Here is a 20,502-nt window from a genome sequence, read left to right as displayed (position 1 = left end):
ATTATTTTTTAGAAAATTTCCTAAATGGAAGTTTCTCGGCTGCAAAGCCATAGATGGCAGCAAAAGGAAGAGCTGTACGCGCTAAATAAGCTACACGCCATAAACCGCCATGGTTAGCCCCCTCCATCATCAACTCTAGAGGGTGATCGAGTACAGTTTCAGGGTTTGCAACAGAAGAATCATTTCTTAAGTCATGAATCCATAACGCCGCCATAATGGCATTCGTGGTTTCTGGACTAAATGCTTCTACATCAAAAAGTTCTGCGCCATTAAAAGCAGCTTTAAGAAGTGGATTCTTTGTGACCGAATGAGTTGTGGTAGATGGTGCGATATTAATACTTACACGTTGACCTTGATGACGGGCAAGTGTTGCACGCCATTGTTGAATACGTTTTGCCAAAGCATAGTTCGGTCCTTGTTCAACTACCAAACAGTCTGCAATACCATAAGTTTTGCCATTTTCGCTAGTAATCAAATCTTGATAAGGTGCTTGGAAAAAACGTTTGAGTGAGAGTGTAGAAACACCTTTCACAGCCATTTTTTGTAGTTGTGAACGAGATTTAAATTTCTCTTGAGCAGCTTCCGCAACTTCTTTAGGTACTGCATAAACATCGGTTGGCGTACACATAAACATTAAGCTTGTATCAGGTTTATGTTCACTCACATATTGCATAATACTGTCCATTGCCATAGAAACACGGACATGTTTTTCGCCGTCTAAATAAGCAATAGCAGCCAAGTCTAATTTTTGAGGAAATTGAACTAACCACTGGGCAATTTCTGGTATTTGCGTTAATAAATTGGCACCCAATTTATCTCTCAATGCTGAAGCTTTTGCCGAAGACTCAATTTTTTCAATACTTGGTGCAATAAGCGTTGCGTTTCCTTGCTGGATTGTATTTAGAATTTTCCCCCAAACTCGTGGGTTTGGTAAATCTATTGCAACAATATTCGCTTTCCATTTTGCTAGCCAAGGTAATGGTCCTGCTTCTGAGGCTGCACCAAATAACACCATCGTACGGTCAGATAAATCAAACCATTCAGGATGAGCAGCAGCTTCACGTAAAGCCTTAGCATGGCTTGGTTCAATAATACCTGCATTTTCCCATTTTTGAATTTGGTCAAGTAAGCTTTGCCCGCTCAGTTTTTGGCCTTTATATGGAACATACCATTCTGGTGCAGCTTCACTTTCGCCTTTAAATTTTACTGTATTTAAAGGTGTAGAAGTGGGGATGTGTAGAGCATCTTTTAAAAGATAGTGTTTACCATCGCGGTAATAATCAAAAAGATGATGAGCCTTATGCAATCCCTGTTTTGCAATGGTAATTGGATTATTGCTGTTAGTAATTCCGTGCTTAACAAGTGCCTTAAAGTAAATAGGATAATTTTTTCGCCAATTTTTTTCAGCCAAAATCTGTTGAGCAGTTTTATTATCTACAATAGATAAAGCTTCTGACAAAATCTCTTGGCCTGTAAGAGACGTGCTTTGCTTTTTGATCGAGGCGTGAATCGGAAATTGTAGACCTTCGGCTGAACTCTGGCTGGACATAAAATATCTCGCTTGTACGATAAGGTTAATATACAGGTGTATACATTATCTATGCCAACGAAAAGAAACGTGTGGCAATAACTGCCAAAATAAAATTCAATATTTTTGTGATGAATATAAGATGAGTCATTTTTTATGATAATTACATCGCATTTTACCTTCATTTTTTTTCACATTTTTAGAACATTTTTATAGACTTACGTTACATAAATAGTTATTTTGTATAGAGCGAATTCATCAGGTTTGACCTGAAGGTAAAATGATCAAAATGTATCAATAAAAAGATACAACGATGAGTAAAAACTAGACTTTTTTATTAAATGATCAGAAAAGTCAAACGAAATAAGAAAGAATTGGGGTGAAACTAGATAGAAGACAACGTAAGATTGTCTTTTAAAAATCTTGGGGATATGGTGATTTTTTACACCATAATTTTCTAGTTTCATCCCATCTAATTTTGGGCTGGAACCCTCCATTTCGGTATTCAGTTCATCATTTAATAGAAGTCTCTATCTAATGACTTTAAAAGAGTACTTCTAACAACGTCCTTTTTTCGCCTGTCCAGGTGGGCAAAAACCTCCTGGGTGTCCGTAATATGGTGAATCTGGGTCAATCACAATACTACCCTCAGGTGTATGTACTGCACAGGCTGATAATGACATTGTGAAAATTGCTGCGGCACAAAGAAGTAATGTTTTCATGTTGTTCTCGCTTTTTTATCATTCTCCCTTTTACTATAGAAATGTTTTGATTATATTTCGATCGGTTTTTGGTTAAAAAATATCTTTTAGCAGCTAAATTAAGAAGAAATTAAGGAGAGCGTAAAATCGTTCTAAAACCCACATGGGTAGCGGCTAAATCAAAATCTTGGGGATAGCGGCTACTATTACGATAACGTGAACAGTAATTTTCAGCACATAAAAACGATCCACCTTTAATCACATATTGAGTACTGCTCATTTCTTGTTGTCTTAAAGCAGAATAATTACCCATGTGCTGGTCATGCGCACCTTGATAAGGAGAAGATGTCCATTCCCAAACATTTCCAATCATATCGAATAGTTTAAAACCGTTAGGTTTAAAACATCCGACAGGCGCAATACCAGTAAAATGATCTTGGTTCAGATTTTCAAAGGGAAATGCACCTTGCCAGTAATTCGCTTGTGGATGCTGGTGCTCATCGGTAGGTGCTTGATGTAAAGGAGTATCAGTTGGTGAGTTTGCTTTAGCGGCATATTCCCATTCAAGTTCTGTGGGTAAATCACGTCCTAGCCAAACTGCATAATGTTCAGCATCATTTTTAGTTACGTAGCGTACAGGTTCATGAGGGTTAGGAAGTGCACCATTTTTGCCGTTTGGTGTTTTCCATGTATATCCTGTCTTAAGTTGCCACCATTGCTGAGGGTGATGGGGGTCTGGAGAAAAAACAGCAGCTTGTTTTTGTTTTTCAGCATCGGTGATATAACCAGTTGCCTTCACAAAACTCGCGAACTGAGCAACAGTGACTTCAGTTTGATCAATCCAGAAACCTTTAACTTCCCGCTGTTTTTTTCCAAAGTTAAGTTCATCTGGATAAGCTTTTTCAGAACCAAAATTAAAATGCCCATCTGGAATGAATACCATGCCTGCGGTTGTATTTTTAAGCCAGTCTGTAGGAAGTCCTGTATAGCTCTTACACTGTTCGATGGAACCCAAAGCAGCCGATTGAATGGCATGCTTTGGTAAAACCGTTTTAGCGTCAGCGTTATGTTCAGACTTGCTACAACCTGTGATGAACAACAGGCCGATTGTAGTACTTAAAACCAATTTCAATTTCATTTGGCGTTATATTCCTGTACGCCATTTTGTTCAGTGTATTTTTGATAAACCGCTAATAGCTCTTGAACTTTTGCAGGGTATAGCTGCGCAACATTGTGATTTTCTCCACGATCAGTGGCAATGTTATAGAGCTCCCAAGAACCTGTTCCTAATTCAGGGCGACCTTGAAGTGCAATTTTCCATTCGCCTTGTTTTGCATATTTACTACCATGCAATTCATCAGCAAAACTGAAATTGGCAGGGCGTATCGTTTGTGATTTATTTTCAAGTACAGACTTCCAAGAATAACCGCTTGGCGTATTAATGGTTCGGCCTTTATATTGCCCTTGAGGTACTGGAATATGAGCATAATCTAATAATGTTGGAAAAACGTCGAGTACCGATGCAAAGCTATGATTGGTTTCTTCAGCTTTCTTTTGGTTTGGTAATTTCACAATAGCAGGAGCGGTAGTTGCACCTTCACCAGCTGTATCTTTCCATAAATGGAAAGGTGCTGCACTGACCTCGGCCCAACGTGGACCAATGTAATGATAAGAAGTAGGGGTACCTACATTTGCTACAGAATTATCAAAGCCTGATTCACTACCATAGCTTCCGCGAACAAAACCTTCTGCGCCATTATCAGAAACAAAGAAAATTAAAGTGTTGTCATAAAGATTATTTTGTTTGAGATATTGAATAATTCGGCCTACATTGGCGTCGAGATTTTCTACCATGCCTGCGTAGATTTCCATTTTGCGTGCTTCAAGCGCTTTTTGTTCAGCTGTTAACTCATTCCACTTGCCATATTTTTGTGGAGCATTTTGAGTCGCAATTGGTTCGGCAGCCTCAAAATTTACTGGAATAATTCCAAGTTGCTTTTGGCGTGCAATACGGGCATTACGGATAGCATCGTAACCAACGTCATAAACGCCACGATATTTTTCACGGTATTCTGCTGGCGCTTGTATAGGCCAGTGGGGTGCTGTATAGGCTGCATAGGCAAAAAATGGTTTGCCACTATTTTTACCTGACTCTAAATAGCTAAGTAATTTGTCGGTAAAATAATTGGTCGAGAAAAAGTCATCAGGCAATGCTGAAATAGGAATAATTTGCCCATCTTCGGTATAGGTTGAATTTCGCTTAAACGCACTTGGAGCTTGTTTAAAGTGGTGGTCTAAACCTTGTAATAAGGTAAATGAATGATCAAAACCTTTAGCATGTGCATTGGTTTCAGGTGTTAATCCCAAATGCCATTTACCGCTAATATAAGTTCGATAACCATTATCTTTGAGCACCTGAGCAATCGATAGTGAGCGTTCATTTAAATAGCCTTCGTAGCCAGGCTGTCCTTTTAAATGATCAGGGGTAAGCTCTGCCATAGCACCTATGCCTGCCAAGTGATGATCAGTACCAGAAATGAGTTGTGAACGAGTAGGCGAGCATGTAGGTGCAGTGTGATAGTCAGTTAAAATTCGACCTTCTTGAGCTAAACTATCAATGTTTGGGGTATGAATTTCGCCACCAAAAGCTCCTAAATCTGAATAGCCTAAGTCATCGGCCATAATGAATAAAATATTCGGCTGCTTTGGTGTACTTACTGCAGTTTCTTGTGAATCATTATCGTTACATCCAGCTAAAGATAAGCTAAATAAAGCAATGGAAAGACTAGATAGAAGAGCTTTGTACTTCATTGTATCATCTGAATTATTAAAAGAATTGTGCTTGAGTTTAATCAGATGGTTTTTGCAATCAAAACAAGGAATTGATCAAAGAAAATCAGAAAAATATCTGAGAATTTATCTTGATAAATAAATGAGAAAAAAAGAAAAGCCCATATTGGGCTTTTCTCAAAAATATGGATTTAAAAAGGTAGGCGAGTAAGTTGATCTAAGAAATGAGGAATCACTCTTGGCTCAATCAAAATCGTTACAATTACGCCGTAAGCTGCCCCCCATAAATGTGCACTATGGTTAATATGACTATTACCACGTTTACCTGCCCAAATACTATAAGCAACATAGAGAACTGCAAAAATAATAGCTGGCACAGGGATGAAAAATACAAAAATCAGCTTCCACGGCTGAAATAAAATATACGCAAACAGAACAGCAGATACGGCTCCTGAAGCACCTAGACTTGCCCAGTTTGCATCATTTTTATGTTGTAGGTAGCTTGGCAAGATCGCAAAAATTAATCCGCCTAAATAGAACAGCACAAAACCCATGTCATAAAAATATTGGCGATAAAAACTTTCGATGATGCTGCCAAAGAAAAACAGGGTAATCATATTAAAGAGCAAATGTGTACCATCTGCATGGATAAAACCATGAGTAATGAATCGATCAAATTGTCCACGTTGCATTGCAGGCGGCCAGAAGATCAAACGGTTCATGACATTTTGATTGCTAAAAGCAAGTAAAGACACAATGACCGTAATAATAATAAGAGTAATGGTGTGATTAAACGGCAAATGCAACATAAGAAATATTTAAAAATGATCAATACTGATGGCAATAATGCCATTAAAAACACAACTTGAAACCCTGTTGTGTATAAATCCGACAAATTTAGTTGATTTTTTTTAAATCCACCTCATCTTCGGTTAATATAAAGGCATCAGCTTGAGGAATATTGTTATGTCGACTGAGAACACCAACACTGCTGTTGCAGAAGAAATTCCGAACCTTTTGATTACACCATCTGCACAAGAGTATTTGCACGAATTATTGGCGAAGCAAAATACTCCGGGAATTGGCGTTCGAATTTTTGTTGAACATCCGGGTACACCACGTGCAGAGTGCTGTATGGCATATAGTGCACCAGAAGAAGTGGTGCCGACGGATTATAAACAGGACTATCCTGATTTCCCTGCATATATTGATGCGCCGTCTATCCCTTATCTTTTAGACGCTGTTATTGACTACAACAAAGATCGTTTTGGTGGTCAGTTAACTTTCCGTGCACCAAACTCTAAAGTGCCGCGCGTAGGGCCAGATGCATCAATTGAAGAGCGTATTACCTATGTACTTCAAGCAGAAATTAACCCGGGTCTTGCAGGACACGGTGGTAACTGTAGCTTAGTTGAAGTGCAAGATGACCCTGAACATGGTCTTACTGCTGTATTGAAATTTGGTGGCGGTTGCCAAGGTTGCTCAGCAATTGATGTGACTTTAAAACAAGGTGTTGAAACAACCTTGAAAGAACACATTCCTGAACTACAACGTGTGGTTGACCAAACAGACCATACACAAGCAGAAGGTGCTTATTTCAAATAATTAAATTATTTGAAAAGTGAAATAAAAAAGCCTCGAAATGAGGTTTTTTTATTATTCAATGCAAATAATGATAATTATTATCAATATCATTTGTAATTTTATTTATGTTTGTTACAATGCGAAACTGAAAATGAGAGATGTTTAATAAATCAATATATTGGGAATACTTATGTCGAAGCGTATTATCCAGTCAGTGCTTTCTGTTTCAGTACTGGCAAGTATGATGTCTATGGCTTTTGCTGCACAAAATGAGCAAGAACAAGCTGAACAAACATTAGAAAAGCCTGCTGAACCTGTGAAATTGGAAACAATTTTCGTAACAGCTGAAGAGCAAGTGAAGCAATCGCTCGGTGTATCGGTTATTACCAAAGAAGATTTAGAAAAACTACCAGTTCGTAATGATATTTCTGACTATGTACGTCGTATGCCAGGTGTCAACCTGACAGGTAATAGTGCTACTGGGCAGCGTGGTAATAATAGACAAATTGATATTCGCGGAATGGGCCCTGAAAACACGCTTATTTTAGTGGACGGTAAACCAATTAACTCTCGTAATTCAGTCCGTTATGGCTGGAAAGGAGAGCGTGATACACGAGGCGACTCAAACTGGGTACCAGCAGAAGCAATCGAGTCGATCGAAGTTTTACGCGGACCAGCGGCTGCTCGATATGGTTCTGGTGCGGCAGGTGGGGTGGTTAACATCATTACTAAAAAAGTGACTAATGAAACTCATGGTTCAGTAGAGTTTTATACTTCACAGCCTGAAGACTCCAAAGAAGGTTCATCAAATCGTGTTGGTTTTAACGTAAGTGGGCCACTAATTAAGGACGTTTTATCTTATCGTTTATATGGTAATTATAATAAAACAGAAGCTGATGATGTTGATATTAATAAATCAATTGGTAGTACCGCAGCTGGCCGTGAAGGTGTTAAAAATAAAGATATTTCAGGCCGTTTAGCTTGGCAAGCAACAGACCAGCAAACTGTCTTGCTCGATATTTCTTCTAGCAAACAAGGTAATATTTATTCTGGTGACTCTCAGTTAAATGCAAATGCTGAAGCGGATGCGATACTTTCGCAGCTCATTGGTAAAGAAACCAATACCATGTATCGTGATAGCTATGCATTAACGCATGAAGGTGATTGGTCTTGGGGTAAGAGTAAGTTAGTTGCTCAATATGATAAGACCCATAACAAACGTCTACCTGAAGGCTTGGCGGGAAGTGTAGAAGGAAAAATTAATAATCTTGATGATAAAGCCACTTCGCGTTTAGAAACTCTTCGCTTTAACGGCGAGGCTAATATTCCTTTTGAATACTATTTACCCCAAGTATTAACTGTAGGTACCGAATGGGTTGAAGACAGATTTAAAGATAATGTCTCGACAACTCAAGGTAAAGACAGCAGTGGTTCAGGTTATGGCGATCAATTAGCGAAAGGTGATCGTAGTAAAATGGAGTCACGTATTGCTTCTGCATATATTGAAGATAACCTGAAAGTTACAGACAGCACAGATGTTGTATTAGGTTTACGTTTTGATGACCATAGTAAATCTGGTTCTAATTGGAGCCCAAGCTTAAATATTACTCAAAAACTCAATGATTATTTCACTTTAAAAGGTGGGGTAGCAAAAGCTTATAAAGCACCAAATATGTATCAAAATGCCGAAGGGTATTTATTAAGTACAAATGGCAATGGCTGTCCTGCTAATATTGAGTCGCGTTGTTTATTACAAGGTAATGGTGATTTAAAACCAGAAACTTCGGTAAACAAAGAGCTCGGTATTCAGTTCCAAAGAGATATCGTGAATGCGAGCTTAACTTGGTTCCGTAATGATTATAAAGATAAGATTGTTGCGGGTACTCATGTTGTCGGAACAGTTGATGGCTCAAGTACAAATGCAAATACAGGAGCTGTGACCAATACGAAGTGGAATATTTTGCGTTGGGAAAATACGCCTAAAGCCTTAATTCAAGGTTTTGAAGGAAGTTTGGGATTAGATTTCGGTGATATTCGCTGGACTAATAACTTTACCTACATGATGGACTCGAAAGACAAGCAAACTGGGAATCCATTATCTTTAGTTCCAATCTATACAATTAACTCAATTTTTGATTATGACATTACTGATCAATTGGATGTAAATTTTGTATTTACTCAATATGGTCGTCAAAAATCACGTCAATTTGCAGAGAATAGACTTGAATCCGGTATAGGTTCAGGAGGTGCGAATTCTGCGCTTAAGCCAAGTACTGTAAAAAGCTATAGTATTGCTGGAATTAATGTCGGTTATAAATTTTCAGACAATATAAGTACACGAGTTGGTGTGAGTAATTTGTTTGATAAACAAATTTTAAGAGACAGTAATTCTATTAGCCAAACTTATAATGAGCCAGGTCGAGCTTATTACGCTTCTTTAAAATATTCTTTCTAATCAATAAAAGTAACCAAGGCGCTTTAAGCGCCTTTGTTATTTAAAATCTCTAATGCTTTTTCAGAATAATAAAACTTCTCTAAGTACACACGGGCACGACGTCTTAAATGTCCTGTTGTGACTAATTGTTGTAGTACGGGTACAAGCAATTCGGTGAGTTCATGCTTCACTAAATTTTCGTCAATATTAAGATCACGGAGTAACAAATCAAAATTACGTTCCTGATTACGTACATACCAAGTATAGATACCATCATGTACTTGCTGTTTTAGATAATCAGTTTGACGAATGTGGTCCCAGATTTCATGTCCTAGGCCAACGGTTTTTGTTAAATCTTGAACTTCTATATAGTTTTTTAAAACAGAAAGTGGCGAGGTTTTAACTTTATGCCAAACATTTGCCTGAAAATGGTAGAGCTTATCATTGTCAAAATGTTGGTTTAAAACACGTTCACTCATCTGGCTGAGTTTTAAAATATTTTTTTGCAAGTAATGGTTAATAGTATCGTCAAGATTAGAGTCGGTTACTGTTTCTAATACGGATTTGCCCATCTTCATAAAACGACCTACACCAGGCACGCGTTTTGACATAGATTCATCTAAATAATCATGCATTGTTTGCTGAATCAATTGAGTCAACAGTGCTGAAAAGGCAGGGTTATTCACAATTGTTTTAATGAGTTTTTTACGGTGCTCTTCTTTACTGGCAACGTATTGTGCAATTCGATCAATGGTTAAAACAGGAATAACGTCTTCAACAGTTGCGGTGTCATTTGCAGGATGGATCAGTGCAAAGCGGATATGCTCCGCAATCTGTTCAATAAGAAAATCCGAAGCGGGTGTATCTAAAATCTGCTTTTGAATGAGCTGTTGAACTTGTTCAAACGTCCAAAGGTGTTGTAATTGTCGACTCCCCAACCAATGATAAAACTGCTCAAACTCTTGTTGGATTACCTGAGTCTGAGCAAATTGCTCATCTAAAAAATCTAGATGAGCTTCAATAAGTTTTTCAATCATGGGTTGGGTAGACATAAGGTCTCACAAGTTGGAAGTTTTATTTAAGGTGTTGTCGTTTTTGACGACTGGTTTGTTTCTACTTTCAGTAAAAACGGTACGTATTGTTGGATAACCAACTGTTCAGCTTCCAAAATTGGCATATGGCCTACGTTTTCTAAGATAACTGGAGGCTGGGCATTTTTTAAAAGCCGTTTTAGCTCGTTTGCTACTTCTACATTGATAATTTTATCCTGTTTACCCCATAAAATGAGTGTAGGGGCGTCAATCGTTTTAGTAAGTACGGCAAAAGAATCTGGGGTATAGACTTTATTGAGTGCGATCAATTGATCAACCAGTTTCTGGGTTTGAGGTGCTTGATTAATCATCAGTTTTTCTTGAGCTTGCAGGAACTCTTTCGGAATAAACGGAGGATTAAACATGGTTTGTTTTAATAAATAATTAAAATCACCTTTTTTAGAGACTAAAAGTTGTTTTAGATAGGTTGGATCTTTTAGATAAATTGTGTTGGCAGAACGGAAAATACCACCGCTATCGACTAAAAATAGACTTTTGGTTTCAAATGGATATTGTCCAGCATAGAGTAGGGCAATAGATCCGCCGAGTGAGTGCCCAGCAATATGAATTGGGCCTTTTAAATTGGCGGCTTCAACAAAGCGACGTAATTTTTCAGCTAAGTTGGGAACCGAATAATCAAAGTCGTGCGAGACGATAGTTTCGCCACTGCCCGGTAAGTCAGGAATAATAACGTGATAATTTGTCGTGAGATAATGGGCAACTCGGTTCCAGTTATCTCGACTGCCCGCTAGGCCATGAATGAGTAGTAAAGTTGGCTTTGTGCTAGAGCCACCTTCACTATATGACCAAGTGATATCACCCACCTTTAGGCTTTTGCTTTGCAGTCCTGCCCAGTTACGTTCTTGCTGTAATATTGTTTGAAAGCTGACATCAATATTATCGGCTGCCTGCGCTTGAGAAATGCTCATGACTGACAATAAGCTACAAGCCAAAGTCAGTGCAGTAGCAGTTTTTTTCATAGAGGCTTTAATTGGGGCGGACAGCCTTGTCATAGATTTCATCCTTGATGCTTAAGCGAGTTTGAAAAATTATTGAAAAACTTTGCCAATGAGTCATTTGCCAAACGTTTGGAATCAAGAAAATTATAGTCAATCTATAAACTAAAGTATGTCTATTTTTTCACTAAACAGTAGGTAATTGTGCGGTGATCTTCCTTATAAAACTAATTAAAGTTTTAAAAAATTTTCCTGAAAAAGGATTTATTTTTTGTCAGTGACATTCAAATTTTGACACATTAAAATGATTTCTAACCTTGAAAAAACAATGGAAATATAAAATGCCTACTGCGCAAGAAGTTTTAGATCGTTTGAAAGCAGGTAATCAACGATTTGTAAATGGAAATACTTCCCTTGCAAAAACCTTATCACATCATGAACGCGCTGAAATGGCAAAGGATCAAAATCCATTTGCAATTGTATTGGGCTGTTCAGATTCTCGTGTACCAGCAGAAATGGTATTCGATCAAGGTCTTGGTGACTTATTCGTAATCCGTGTTGCTGGTAATGTTGTTGCACCTTCACAAGTTGGTAGTGTTGAGTTCGCGGCAGAACGTTATGATTGTCCGGTTGTAGTTGTATTAGGACACAGTCATTGCGGCGCGATTCAAGCGACTATTGATACGTTGATGAACCCTGAGCACCCACCATCTTCTAACTTAATGTCGATTGTGAACCGTGTTCGTCCATCAGTTGAGATTTTAATGCAGACTGATTTAAAAAATGACTTGAAAAAACTCTCATGTCATGCGGTGCGTTCAAATGTTTTTGCTTCGGTAAACCAATTACGTCATGGTTCGGCTGTATTAGAGAATCTGATTGCAAAAGGTGAGTTGATTGTCGTTGGTGCTGAATATTCGCTAGAAACTGGTGAAGTTACTTTCTTTGACTTCTGATCATAATAAAAATATTTAAAACTAAAAGGTGCCTATAGGGCACCTTTTATGTATGGATAAGCTAAATTCAGTAATTTTGATTGTGCTTGGGCATTTGGATGAATCAAGTCATTTTGCATTAGTTGCTTTTGCCCAGCGACGCCATCAAGAAAAAACGGTAGCAATTTCACCTGATATTTTTGACTTACAGTTTTGTAGTTATTTTCGAATGCTTTGCTATAAGCCGTGCCATAATTGGGCGGAATCTTCATACCAAAAAGAATAACCTTGGCTTTTTGCTTCTGGCTTAATTGGACGAGCCGAGACAGATTTTTTTGAATCATTTGTGGTGGTTGACCACGTAAGCCATCATTCCCGCCTAATTCAATAACAACTACCTCGGGTTTATAAGTTTGTAAAAGTTTTGGTAATCGTGCCAAAGCGCCACTAGTGGTTTCCCCACTCACACTTGCATTGACCACTTTATGTTGTTTGGGATACTGTTGGTCTAAACGTTTTTGTAGTAATTGTACCCAACCTTGTTTAGGGTCTATTCCATAACCGGCACTAATACTATCTCCTAAAATTAAAATAGTTTTTGCCGAGACGAACATGGGCAACATGCTCAATGAAATGAGCAAGAGACTTTTAGAACCAAACAAATAAGATTTATACATTTGTGTTTCGACCCGAATACTCAATATATAGGACTGTTCACATCATGCCACAACCTATCATTGCTGCCCATCAAGTTACACAAACTATTCAGATTAACCAAAATCAATTTACGATTTTAAAAAATATTGATTTAGAGATTTATGAAGGGGAGCAGGTAGCAATTACAGGACGTTCTGGTTCAGGAAAATCAACTTTACTGGGTATTTTAGCGACTTTAGACCAACCCTCTGAAGGTGAGGTGTGGTTATGTGGTCAGGCGGTTCATGAGTTAACAGAAGAGCAACGTGCCCAAATCAGAATGCAGCATATTGGTTTTGTATTTCAGTCTTTCCAGCTTTTGCCGCAGTTAAGTGCACTTGAAAATGTGATGTTACCGCTTCGGTTACGTAAAGATTTTGATTATAAAATTGCTGAACAAAAAGCCTTAGATTGGTTGCATCGGGTAGGCTTAAGTCGTCAAGCTGAACAAACGCCTAAAGTTTTATCTGGCGGCGAGCAACAACGTGTGGCAATTGCTCGGGCCCTCATTGCCGAGCCACAAATTATTTTTGCCGATGAACCGACCGGAAACCTTGATGGTCAAACCGCCCAAGAAATTGAAACTCTTCTTTTTGATTTAAATCGAGAGCTTGGTACTACACTTATTTTGGTCACACATGATCGTAATTTGGCAGCACTTTGCCAACGACATGTCGAGTTAGATGATGGAAGACTAAAGACAGTACAGGGTGGTTAAACTATGCGTAATCTTCTCAGACCACTTTTGTTACAAAGCTTTCGTACCGGAGGCTTATATTTACTTATTATTGCGCTTTCACTTGCGATCAGTGCAACCACCGCTCTTAAGTTTAGTAATGACCAAGTTAAAAATGCGGTAAGTCTACAAGCAGCACAAATGTTAGCAGCCGATTTGGTTCTGTCGAATAATGAACCTATAGATGCAAAATGGCAAAAAAGGGCAGATCAGCTTGGCTTAAAGCAGACTAATGTGACCATGTTTAGTTCAATGGCACATACTCAAGATCAGTTTGTCATGGTCAATGTAAAAGCAATAGAACCTGCATTCCCATTAAGAGGAAAGCTTGAGATTGAGCCTATGGCGCGTGGTATCCAATCAGGTGAAGTATGGTTGAGTCAAAGGGCAGCCGATTTACTTAAAGTTAAACTAGGCGATATGGTATCTATTGCAGATGCGGCATTTCGCTTTAGTGGCGTGATTGTGCGAGATTCAAATCAAGAACTTGGTTTTTCTGGTTTTTCGCCTACTGTCATTATTCATCAAGCAGATATTGCTAAAACTCATGCAATTCAAACTGGTAGTAGAATCGATTATCGACTGTTAATGTCTGGTCAGCCTGAACAGGTTCAGTCATTTTCAAGGCAATTTAAGCAACAGCATCAACCTGCAAATGAACAGGAAGAAACCATAGGGTTACGTTTACGCGATGCCAGTGAATCAAATAGCAGATTATTACGTCCGTTAGAAAACCTAGATACCTTTTTGCAATTGGCCAATATTTTAACGATTTTATTGTGTGGTATCGCCATTGCTTTAACGAGTCAAAGATATGTTCAGCAAAACCAAGATCACATTGCTTTAATACGTTGTTTAGGTGCGAGTAAGTTTCAAATTTTATGGGCCTATATCGGGTTACTTTGTGTAGTCAGTGCAATTTCGATTGTGATCGGTAGTCTCTTAGGAATAATGATGGGCTATGGCTTGCTTGAGCTCATGCTACAACTGATTCCACAACTAGAGTTAAGTTTCTCTGTGGTTGGTTTTTTACTTGGTCCCTTACCAATTGCCATTTTTACCAGTGTAATTGTGCTACTTGGATTCATTTTGCCAAGCATTTGGGAGTTGTTAAATACTCCTCCCATCCGTGTTATTCGTGAGCAAGCCAAATCTCGAAAATCGTTATTCTTTATGTTCTTTGCGGGTATTACCAGTCTTGTTATTTTTAGCTTAGTTTTAAGTGAAAATTTAATGCTCAGTATTTGGGTACTAACAGCGATTATTCTGCTTTGCATTTTACTTTACACCGTTGTCTGGCTATTGCTTCGTGCTTTAAAAAAGATGAAAACCCGTTTGTCTTTTTATATTCGTTCAGCATCGCAAAGTGCCTTACAAATTACAGCACTGGCTTTGGGTTTAAGCCTCATTACCGTGTTAAGTGTATTAAGAACAGATTTATTAGAGCGTTGGCAACAGCAGTTACCGGAGGGTACACCTAACCAGTTTGTTTATGGCCTACCACCATTTGATTTAAAAGCTTTTGAGCAACAGTTAAAGCAAAATGGTTGGCAAAGAACACCGTTATATCCAAACATTCGTGGGCGGTTACTCGCAAAGAATGATATACCTTTTTCAGAAGAAGCCATAAAGCAAAATAATGCTTTACGCCGCGAATTAAATTTAACGCAGTCGAGTGCTTTACCAGATGACAATGTCATTACAAAAGGTCAAGCGGAATTTAATGCAGTAGGCCAAGTTTCAGTTGAGAGTAAAACAGCAGAAAGTTTAGGAATCCAGATTGGTGACAGGCTTACTTTTAGTTTGCCAGAAGGTACTTTGCAAGCTAAAGTTATAAATTTTCGGAGCGTTGAGTGGGAAAGCTTTAGTCCTAATTTTTTCTTTATTTTTTCACCTAAAACTTTAGATGAAAATGCTGGTAGTTACTTGGGTAGTTTTTATGTGCCTAAGCAAGATCAACCTAAAATGATTCATATGATTCAGCAATTCTCCAATACGGTTTTTATTGATGTTGATCGAATTTTAGATGAAGTAAAACGCTTAATGAACGTTCTAGTCAAAATCGTGACTGTGCTTGCAGCTTTAGTTGGCTTTTCTGGAATACTTGTTTTAATTGCTTGTTTAAATCTATTAATGGATGAACGCCGTCGGGAAGTGGCTTTGTTGCGTTCATTTGGTCTCTCTAAAAATAAAATGAAGCAGATGCTCAGTCTGGAAATTGGTTTTTTAGGTTTGTTAGCAGGCATTGTTGCCTGCTGTTTTGCCGAGGTAATTAGCGCTATTGCAAGTTATAAAATGAATATGGCTTTACAGTGGCATATTGAAATATGGTTGATTTTACCATTTGCCATGATGTTGCTTTGCGCTCTGATTGGCCGATATCGACTCGGTTATCTGTGTAATTTACCGCCACTACAAAGTTTACGTGAGCTGAACCAGATTTAAGTTAGGGGAGTATTTCTGGGTTCTGAATTAAAACCTCATGCCAAAGTGGAAGTAATGGTGAGTTAAGCTGATTACAGTAAACATAGAAGCCGACAGTCATGAAAAGTCCTCCCACTAACCCTAAGAATTTTAGGAGGCTTTTAAATTGAGTGCGGTAGCTTAAATACCAAATGAATGCGAGTAAGGCACCCATAATCATACCGCCGACATGTGCAGCATTATTAATACCTGTTGCGATAAAACCGAAAATAAGGTTAATCGCCATTGTTACCAGATATACTTTTTTATTGAGTATACGTACTTGATGTGGCAGAGGTGGAAATAAAGAAAGAACAGTTAATGCAGTACCTAATCCCATAATGGCGCCTGATGCTCCGGCACTTACATGGGGAAGCAGGCTCTGATCAAAATGTTGTAATAATTCATACCCATTTTGAATATTGATATAACTACTCAAAAGGCTGCCAAATACGCCTGCAAGCAGATACAGAATAATGAAATATGACCTGCTAAACAAAACTTCAGCAACATTGCCGAAAATATATAAGGCTCCCATGTTGAGCATAAGGTGAATAATACCAAAGTGAAAAAACACGCTGGTAAATAGACGTTCTGGCTGCCCAGAAAAAGTAAGTGGTGTAAAATCTGCACCCCAGCGAAGTGCATCTTTTATAGCTGGGTCACTAATGTCGACTCCAGATATAATTTGCCAGATGAATAAACCTACATTAATCGAGATCAGTAGGGCGGTCAGCCACCAAGCTTGTACATTGAGTTTACGATTAATGTGCGGAGGCTGAGATTGAGTCATGCTATGCTTTTGTTATATATGAACATGCTTTACAGCGTAACATGAAAAAAGTTGAATACAGGAGATCAAGACGAACATGAAAGCCTTTATTGTTCGCGTGTTGTTAATTTTTATTGGGGCAATTCTCCTTATTCAACTCTGGATTTTCTCAAGTTTGGTTTGGTGGCGTACACATGAAGTTGATACCACCATGTTTATGCGAATTGATTATTGGTCAGATCCATCTGAGCCGATCATTCATGAATGGCTTGACTATGATGATATTAGTGACAATTTCAAACATGCAATTTTAGCAGGGGAGGACGCAAAATTTATTCATCATCATGGTTTTGACTGGGATGGTATTCGTTTTGCGCTAGAGCGTAACAATGAGCAAGGAGAGGTTGTTGCTGGTGGTTCTACCGTATCTCAACAACTTGCAAAAAACTTGTTCTTATATAATAAACGTTCATTTATTCGTAAAGGCCAAGAAACTGTAGCGACATGGATGATGGAGCGCATGTGGTCGAAACGTCGAATTCTTGAGGTGTATATGAACTCTGTTGAATTTGGCAAAAATTTGTATGGCGTTGAAGCAGCAGCCCAATATTATTACGGCAAAAGTGCCAAAAGCTTAACGCGCGAACAAGCTGCTTTTTTAGCCGCGTTATTGCCTGATCCGAAATATTATCAAGATCATCGCAATGATCGTAAACTACAATATAGAAAACGCGTTATTTTACGTTATATGAATAGCACCCAGATTCCTGAATAACACTGTCTTAAAGATGTGTTATTTTTTTAGTTTTTATCAAATTGACATAATTTTGCAGCATACTATTTTGCAGAGATTTTGGTTGGAAAGAGATTAGGTTAGACATGAATACAGCGATTACAGCAACGACCCCAACAGAATATAGTTATAATGACCGTTATATTAATCGTGAATTGTCTATTCTTGACTTTCATTTGCGCGTATTGGAACAGGCCGTCGACCCTTTACATCCATTACTGGAACGAATGAATTTCTTACTCATTTTTTCGCGTAATTTAGATGAGTTTTTTGAAATTCGTGTAGCAGGTGTTATGGAGCAATTCGCTCTAGGCAATGAAAGTCGAAGCCCGGACGGTTTAACGCCAAGACAAGTCTTACAAAAAATCTCTGAAACTGCTCATGCTGCAATTGAGCGCCAATATCGTATTTTAAACGAAGAAATTTTACCTAAGTTACGTGAAGAAGATATCTGCTTTTTACGTCGTGGTGAATTAACACCAGCTCAATCAGCTTGGGTAAAAAAATATTTTCAGGAACAGGTTGCGCCTGTTTTAACTCCAATCAGTTTAGATCCAGCCCATCCATTCCCGCGTTTAGTCAATAAAAGCCTTAACTTTATTGTGACTTTAGAAGGTAAAGATGCGTTCGGGCGACAAATTGATTTGGCTGTTGTACCAGCCCCACGTTCATTGCCACGTGTTGTACGATTACCAGATGAGTTAACGGGTGGTAAAGAACATCATGTCATGTTGTCTGCAATTATTCATGAACATGTTTCAGACTTGTTCCCGGGCATGACTGCAACTGGTTGCTATCAATTCCGTGTAACTCGTAATGCCGATTTGGCACTTAATGAAGACGTTGAAGATTTGGCAAAAGCGTTAAAAGGTGAGTTAAGTTCACGCCGATTTGGTCGTGCAGTACGTTTAGAAGTAACCCAAAATTGTCCGCAGCATATTTATGAATATCTACTTGAAGAGTTCGACTTAAACGAAGAACAATTATATAAAGTTGATGGCCCTGTAAACTTGGCTCGTCTGGTTTCGAACTTTAAACGTCCTCATTTGCGTTACGACTCACACACGCCAGTCGTACCAAAAGTGTTTAAAAAGACCGAGAGTATTTTCTCGGCTATGCAAAAGCAGGATATTTTACTCCATCACCCATTTGAGTCTTTTGCACCTGTTATTCAATTACTCCGTGAAGCAGCACGTGACCCGCAAGTACTCGCAATTAAACAGACACTTTATCGTAGTGGCGCAGACTCGGAAATTGTTCAAGTTTTAGCAGAAGCTGCGCGTAATGGTAAAGAAGTGACAGCGGTAATTGAATTACGTGCCCGTTTCGATGAAGAGTCGAATATCGAAGTGGCTAATGTTTTACAAGAAGCAGGGGCAGTCGTTGTTTACGGTATTGTGGGTTATAAAACCCATGCCAAAATGATTATGGTGGTACGCCGTGAAAACAACAAACTGGTGCGTTATGTTCATTTAGGAACAGGTAACTACCATGCTATGAATGCTCGCATTTATACCGATTACGGCCTAATGACCACCGATAAAGACTTGTGTGAAGACGTACACCGTATTTTCCAAGAGCTCACGGGTATGGGTAAAATGGCAAAACTGAAAAAGTTACTCCATGCACCTTTTACTCTGCATGCTCAGCTCATCAACTTTATTGATGAAGAAATTGCCAATGCAAAGGCTGGTCGTAAAGCCCAAATTATTGTCAAGGTAAATGCTTTAACTGAAGTTCAGCTTATTAATAAATTGTATGAAGCTTCTCAAGCAGGGGTGCAGGTAGATCTCATTATTCGTTCGATTTGCTGTTTACGTCCGGGATTACCAAATTTATCGGAAAACATTCGGGTACGTTCAATTGTAGGCCGTTTCCTTGAACATACTCGAGTTTATTACTTTAGTAATAATGGCGATGCTCGTATTTACTGTTCAAGTGCGGACTGGATGGATCGTAACTTATTTAATCGTGTTGAAGCATGCTTCCCAATTGAAGATCCTGCTTTGAAAAAACGTATTTATCAGCAAGGACTCCTTAATTATTTACAAGATAATCAGCAAGCTTGGTTATTACAGGGCGATGGTACATGGGTACGTGCCCAGCCTGCCGCAGGCGAAAAATTGCATAATGCTCAAAGAGAATTATTAGAAACTTTTAAATAAAAAATTATTTTTAAAAAAGCCGACATCATGTCGGCTTTTTAATTAACTGAATTTCATAATAATTTAATTAATTTTTCTAAATGGTTGTAGGATAAACGGCAATAATTTGAATTAAGGCAATATGTTTGAAAAATATGTGATTCTTTACATAAAACATTGAATTTTAAAAATATACAAATCACAAGAAATCTACTTTAATACGCCGCATTAAATATACTTAACTTTGGTAAGTGAATAATATGCAAGACTTTATTAAAAGTTTATTTATTAGAATATTTTTGGGGTTAATGCCAGTGACTGCTTATGCGGATCAGAAGTGCTATGGAGATATTATTGTATTTCAGAAATTTGATGATCAAATGATATATCCTTATTTTATACATCCTTCTAGAGAGAAAAATAAGAAGAATGAAACACAAAATAAGACAATCGTGATTCAGAAAAGAAAACTTACTCAAGAGGAATTGTTAGCACAAAAGAAAATTGACGATAATCAGTTAAAAAAAATTGAAGAAAAGAAAAATATTGAGAAGAAAAAGCAACTTGATGCAGCGGTCGCGAAAGAAATTTTAGAAAACGGTGAAAAAAAATGGATGGTGCAAGTTGCTTTGGCACCTAATCAAAATAAAGCGAATATGATTCAGTCCCAATTACAGGCTAAAGGGTATAAAGTTGTTACCAGCCCAACCACAAAAGGAATACGAGTCATGGTCGACCCTGCCAATGATTACGCAATTGCACAAATTATTCGAGAAAAAATAATTGCAGATGATAGCTTGGATTTGAGATCGGCTTGGGTATTTAAATGGGCTTCTCTAACAGTACAGTAAAATAAAAAGGAGTCCGAAGACTCCTTTT

At 38.2% G+C, this 20,502-nt stretch carries 18 protein-coding genes; 8 read left to right on the top strand and 10 right to left on the bottom strand.

All coding sequences use genetic code 11. The features are described 5' to 3' along the window. Position 1: 1 nt before the first annotated feature. The 5 genes from R5R67_RS01585 to R5R67_RS01565 all read right to left on the bottom strand — a co-directional run bounded on the left by R5R67_RS01585 (position 2) and on the right by R5R67_RS01565 (position 5,828). Positions 2-1,549 (bottom strand): hypothetical protein, encoded by a 1,548-nt coding sequence (locus tag R5R67_RS01585; protein WP_000098372.1) that lies wholly within the window; start codon positions 1,547-1,549, stop codon positions 2-4. Positions 1,550-2,085: 536 nt separating this feature from the next. After that, positions 2,086-2,250 (bottom strand): hypothetical protein, encoded by a 165-nt coding sequence (locus R5R67_RS01580; protein WP_000854552.1) that lies wholly within the window; start codon positions 2,248-2,250, stop codon positions 2,086-2,088. Between the two features lie 109 nt (positions 2,251-2,359). After that, positions 2,360-3,367 carry a formylglycine-generating enzyme family protein gene (locus R5R67_RS01575; RefSeq protein WP_000769049.1) on the bottom strand — a complete coding sequence of 336 codons (1,008 nt, stop codon included), beginning with the start codon at positions 3,365-3,367 and terminating at the stop codon, positions 2,360-2,362. Next, on the bottom strand, positions 3,364-5,040 hold the full coding sequence (locus R5R67_RS01570; RefSeq protein ID WP_000875353.1) for an arylsulfatase: 1,677 nt from the start codon (positions 5,038-5,040) through the stop codon (positions 3,364-3,366). The genes R5R67_RS01575 and R5R67_RS01570 overlap by 4 nt, the downstream gene beginning before the upstream one ends. 170 nt (positions 5,041-5,210) lie before the next feature. Next, on the bottom strand, positions 5,211-5,828 hold the full coding sequence (locus tag R5R67_RS01565; RefSeq protein ID WP_000902940.1) for a rhomboid family intramembrane serine protease: 618 nt from the start codon (positions 5,826-5,828) through the stop codon (positions 5,211-5,213). Between the two features lie 157 nt (positions 5,829-5,985). On the opposite strand from R5R67_RS01565, the gene nfuA reads away from it, so the two are divergent. Both nfuA and R5R67_RS01555 read left to right on the top strand, forming a co-directional pair. Beyond that, positions 5,986-6,624, top strand: a complete 639-nt coding sequence (gene nfuA / locus R5R67_RS01560; protein ID WP_000102721.1) for a Fe-S biogenesis protein NfuA — start codon at positions 5,986-5,988, stop codon at positions 6,622-6,624. Positions 6,625-6,793: 169 nt separating this feature from the next. Then, entirely contained in the window at positions 6,794-9,058 is a 2,265-nt protein-coding gene (locus tag R5R67_RS01555) for a TonB-dependent siderophore receptor (protein ID WP_000044171.1), read from the top strand. A 23-nt stretch (positions 9,059-9,081) separates the two neighbouring features. Here R5R67_RS01555 and R5R67_RS01550 read toward each other — a convergent pair whose 3' ends face one another. Continuing rightward, positions 9,082-10,089, bottom strand: coding sequence for a hypothetical protein (locus R5R67_RS01550; protein ID WP_000107265.1), 1,008 nt, complete (start codon positions 10,087-10,089; stop codon positions 9,082-9,084). Positions 10,090-10,115: 26 nt separating this feature from the next. Then, a complete protein-coding gene (locus R5R67_RS01545; RefSeq protein ID WP_000197530.1) occupies positions 10,116-11,141 on the bottom strand; it encodes an alpha/beta fold hydrolase in 1,026 nt (341 codons plus the stop codon). Between the two features lie 284 nt (positions 11,142-11,425). On the opposite strand from R5R67_RS01545, the gene R5R67_RS01540 reads away from it, so the two are divergent. Then, positions 11,426-12,040 carry a carbonic anhydrase gene (locus R5R67_RS01540; protein ID WP_001141695.1) on the top strand — a complete coding sequence of 205 codons (615 nt, stop codon included), beginning with the start codon at positions 11,426-11,428 and terminating at the stop codon, positions 12,038-12,040. Positions 12,041-12,072: 32 nt separating this feature from the next. Here the strand turns inward: R5R67_RS01540 and R5R67_RS01535 are convergent, their stop codons facing one another. After that, positions 12,073-12,696 (bottom strand): arylesterase, encoded by a 624-nt coding sequence (locus tag R5R67_RS01535; protein ID WP_002040565.1) that lies wholly within the window; start codon positions 12,694-12,696, stop codon positions 12,073-12,075. 44 nt (positions 12,697-12,740) lie between these two features. Here R5R67_RS01535 and R5R67_RS01530 point away from each other — a divergent pair, with 44 nt between their 5' ends. Both R5R67_RS01530 and R5R67_RS01525 read left to right on the top strand, forming a co-directional pair. Further along, positions 12,741-13,433 carry an ABC transporter ATP-binding protein gene (locus tag R5R67_RS01530; RefSeq protein ID WP_001136102.1) on the top strand — a complete coding sequence of 231 codons (693 nt, stop codon included), beginning with the start codon at positions 12,741-12,743 and terminating at the stop codon, positions 13,431-13,433. Between the two features lie 3 nt (positions 13,434-13,436). Continuing rightward, complete coding sequence (locus tag R5R67_RS01525; RefSeq protein ID WP_001245186.1) at positions 13,437-15,896, top strand: ABC transporter permease; 2,460 nt, start codon at positions 13,437-13,439, stop codon at positions 15,894-15,896. 1 nt (position 15,897) lies between these two features. On the opposite strand, the gene R5R67_RS01520 is transcribed toward R5R67_RS01525, so the two are convergent. Continuing rightward, a complete protein-coding gene (locus tag R5R67_RS01520; protein WP_000194506.1) occupies positions 15,898-16,707 on the bottom strand; it encodes a rhomboid family intramembrane serine protease in 810 nt (269 codons plus the stop codon). 76 nt (positions 16,708-16,783) lie between these two features. Between R5R67_RS01520 and mtgA the strand changes: the two genes are divergently transcribed. Then, on the top strand, positions 16,784-17,461 hold the full coding sequence (gene mtgA / locus R5R67_RS01515; RefSeq protein ID WP_000642933.1) for a monofunctional biosynthetic peptidoglycan transglycosylase: 678 nt from the start codon (positions 16,784-16,786) through the stop codon (positions 17,459-17,461). Positions 17,462-17,565: 104 nt separating this feature from the next. Then, the gene (gene ppk1 / locus R5R67_RS01510) at positions 17,566-19,644 is read left to right on the top strand and encodes a polyphosphate kinase 1 (protein WP_001090300.1); all 2,079 of its coding nucleotides are present in this window, start codon (positions 17,566-17,568) and stop codon (positions 19,642-19,644) included. A gap of 53 nt (positions 19,645-19,697) precedes the next feature. Here ppk1 and R5R67_RS01505 read toward each other — a convergent pair whose 3' ends face one another. After that, positions 19,698-19,826: a hypothetical protein gene (locus R5R67_RS01505; RefSeq protein WP_085940550.1), complete on the bottom strand. Its 129-nt coding sequence runs from the start codon at positions 19,824-19,826 to the stop codon at positions 19,698-19,700. A 57-nt stretch (positions 19,827-19,883) separates the two neighbouring features. On the opposite strand from R5R67_RS01505, the gene R5R67_RS01500 reads away from it, so the two are divergent. Further along, complete coding sequence (locus R5R67_RS01500) at positions 19,884-20,474, top strand: SPOR domain-containing protein (RefSeq protein WP_001150737.1); 591 nt, start codon at positions 19,884-19,886, stop codon at positions 20,472-20,474. Positions 20,475-20,502: the final 28 nt, after the last annotated feature.

The organism is Acinetobacter sp. OYA S30 (assembly GCF_033599315.1).
Classification (GTDB): Bacteria; Pseudomonadota; Gammaproteobacteria; order Pseudomonadales; family Moraxellaceae; genus Acinetobacter; species Acinetobacter baumannii.
This window is presented reverse-complemented; position numbering and strand designations above follow the sequence as displayed.

Excerpts from the sequence above, each read along its gene's own strand:
- R5R67_RS01550 (WP_000107265.1), bottom strand. The coding sequence starts at position 10,089 with ATGTCTACCCAACCCATGATTGAAAAACTTATTGAAGCTCATCTAGAT.
- R5R67_RS01530 (WP_001136102.1), top strand. The coding sequence starts at position 12,741 with ATGCCACAACCTATCATTGCTGCCCATCAAGTTACACAAACTATTCAG.
- nfuA (WP_000102721.1), top strand. The coding sequence starts at position 5,986 with ATGTCGACTGAGAACACCAACACTGCTGTTGCAGAAGAAATTCCGAAC.
- R5R67_RS01565 (WP_000902940.1), bottom strand. The coding sequence starts at position 5,828 with ATGTTGCATTTGCCGTTTAATCACACCATTACTCTTATTATTATTACG.
- mtgA (WP_000642933.1), top strand. The coding sequence starts at position 16,784 with ATGAAAGCCTTTATTGTTCGCGTGTTGTTAATTTTTATTGGGGCAATT.
- R5R67_RS01545 (WP_000197530.1), bottom strand. The coding sequence starts at position 11,141 with ATGACAAGGCTGTCCGCCCCAATTAAAGCCTCTATGAAAAAAACTGCT.
- R5R67_RS01520 (WP_000194506.1), bottom strand. The coding sequence starts at position 16,707 with ATGACTCAATCTCAGCCTCCGCACATTAATCGTAAACTCAATGTACAA.
- ppk1 (WP_001090300.1), top strand. The coding sequence starts at position 17,566 with ATGAATACAGCGATTACAGCAACGACCCCAACAGAATATAGTTATAAT.
- R5R67_RS01555 (WP_000044171.1), top strand. The coding sequence starts at position 6,794 with ATGTCGAAGCGTATTATCCAGTCAGTGCTTTCTGTTTCAGTACTGGCA.
- R5R67_RS01500 (WP_001150737.1), top strand. The coding sequence starts at position 19,884 with ATGCAAGACTTTATTAAAAGTTTATTTATTAGAATATTTTTGGGGTTA.
- R5R67_RS01540 (WP_001141695.1), top strand. The coding sequence starts at position 11,426 with ATGCCTACTGCGCAAGAAGTTTTAGATCGTTTGAAAGCAGGTAATCAA.
- R5R67_RS01575 (WP_000769049.1), bottom strand. The coding sequence starts at position 3,367 with ATGAAATTGAAATTGGTTTTAAGTACTACAATCGGCCTGTTGTTCATC.
- R5R67_RS01580 (WP_000854552.1), bottom strand. The coding sequence starts at position 2,250 with ATGAAAACATTACTTCTTTGTGCCGCAGCAATTTTCACAATGTCATTA.
- R5R67_RS01525 (WP_001245186.1), top strand. The coding sequence starts at position 13,437 with ATGCGTAATCTTCTCAGACCACTTTTGTTACAAAGCTTTCGTACCGGA.
- R5R67_RS01535 (WP_002040565.1), bottom strand. The coding sequence starts at position 12,696 with ATGTATAAATCTTATTTGTTTGGTTCTAAAAGTCTCTTGCTCATTTCA.
- R5R67_RS01585 (WP_000098372.1), bottom strand. The coding sequence starts at position 1,549 with ATGTCCAGCCAGAGTTCAGCCGAAGGTCTACAATTTCCGATTCACGCC.
- R5R67_RS01570 (WP_000875353.1), bottom strand. The coding sequence starts at position 5,040 with ATGAAGTACAAAGCTCTTCTATCTAGTCTTTCCATTGCTTTATTTAGC.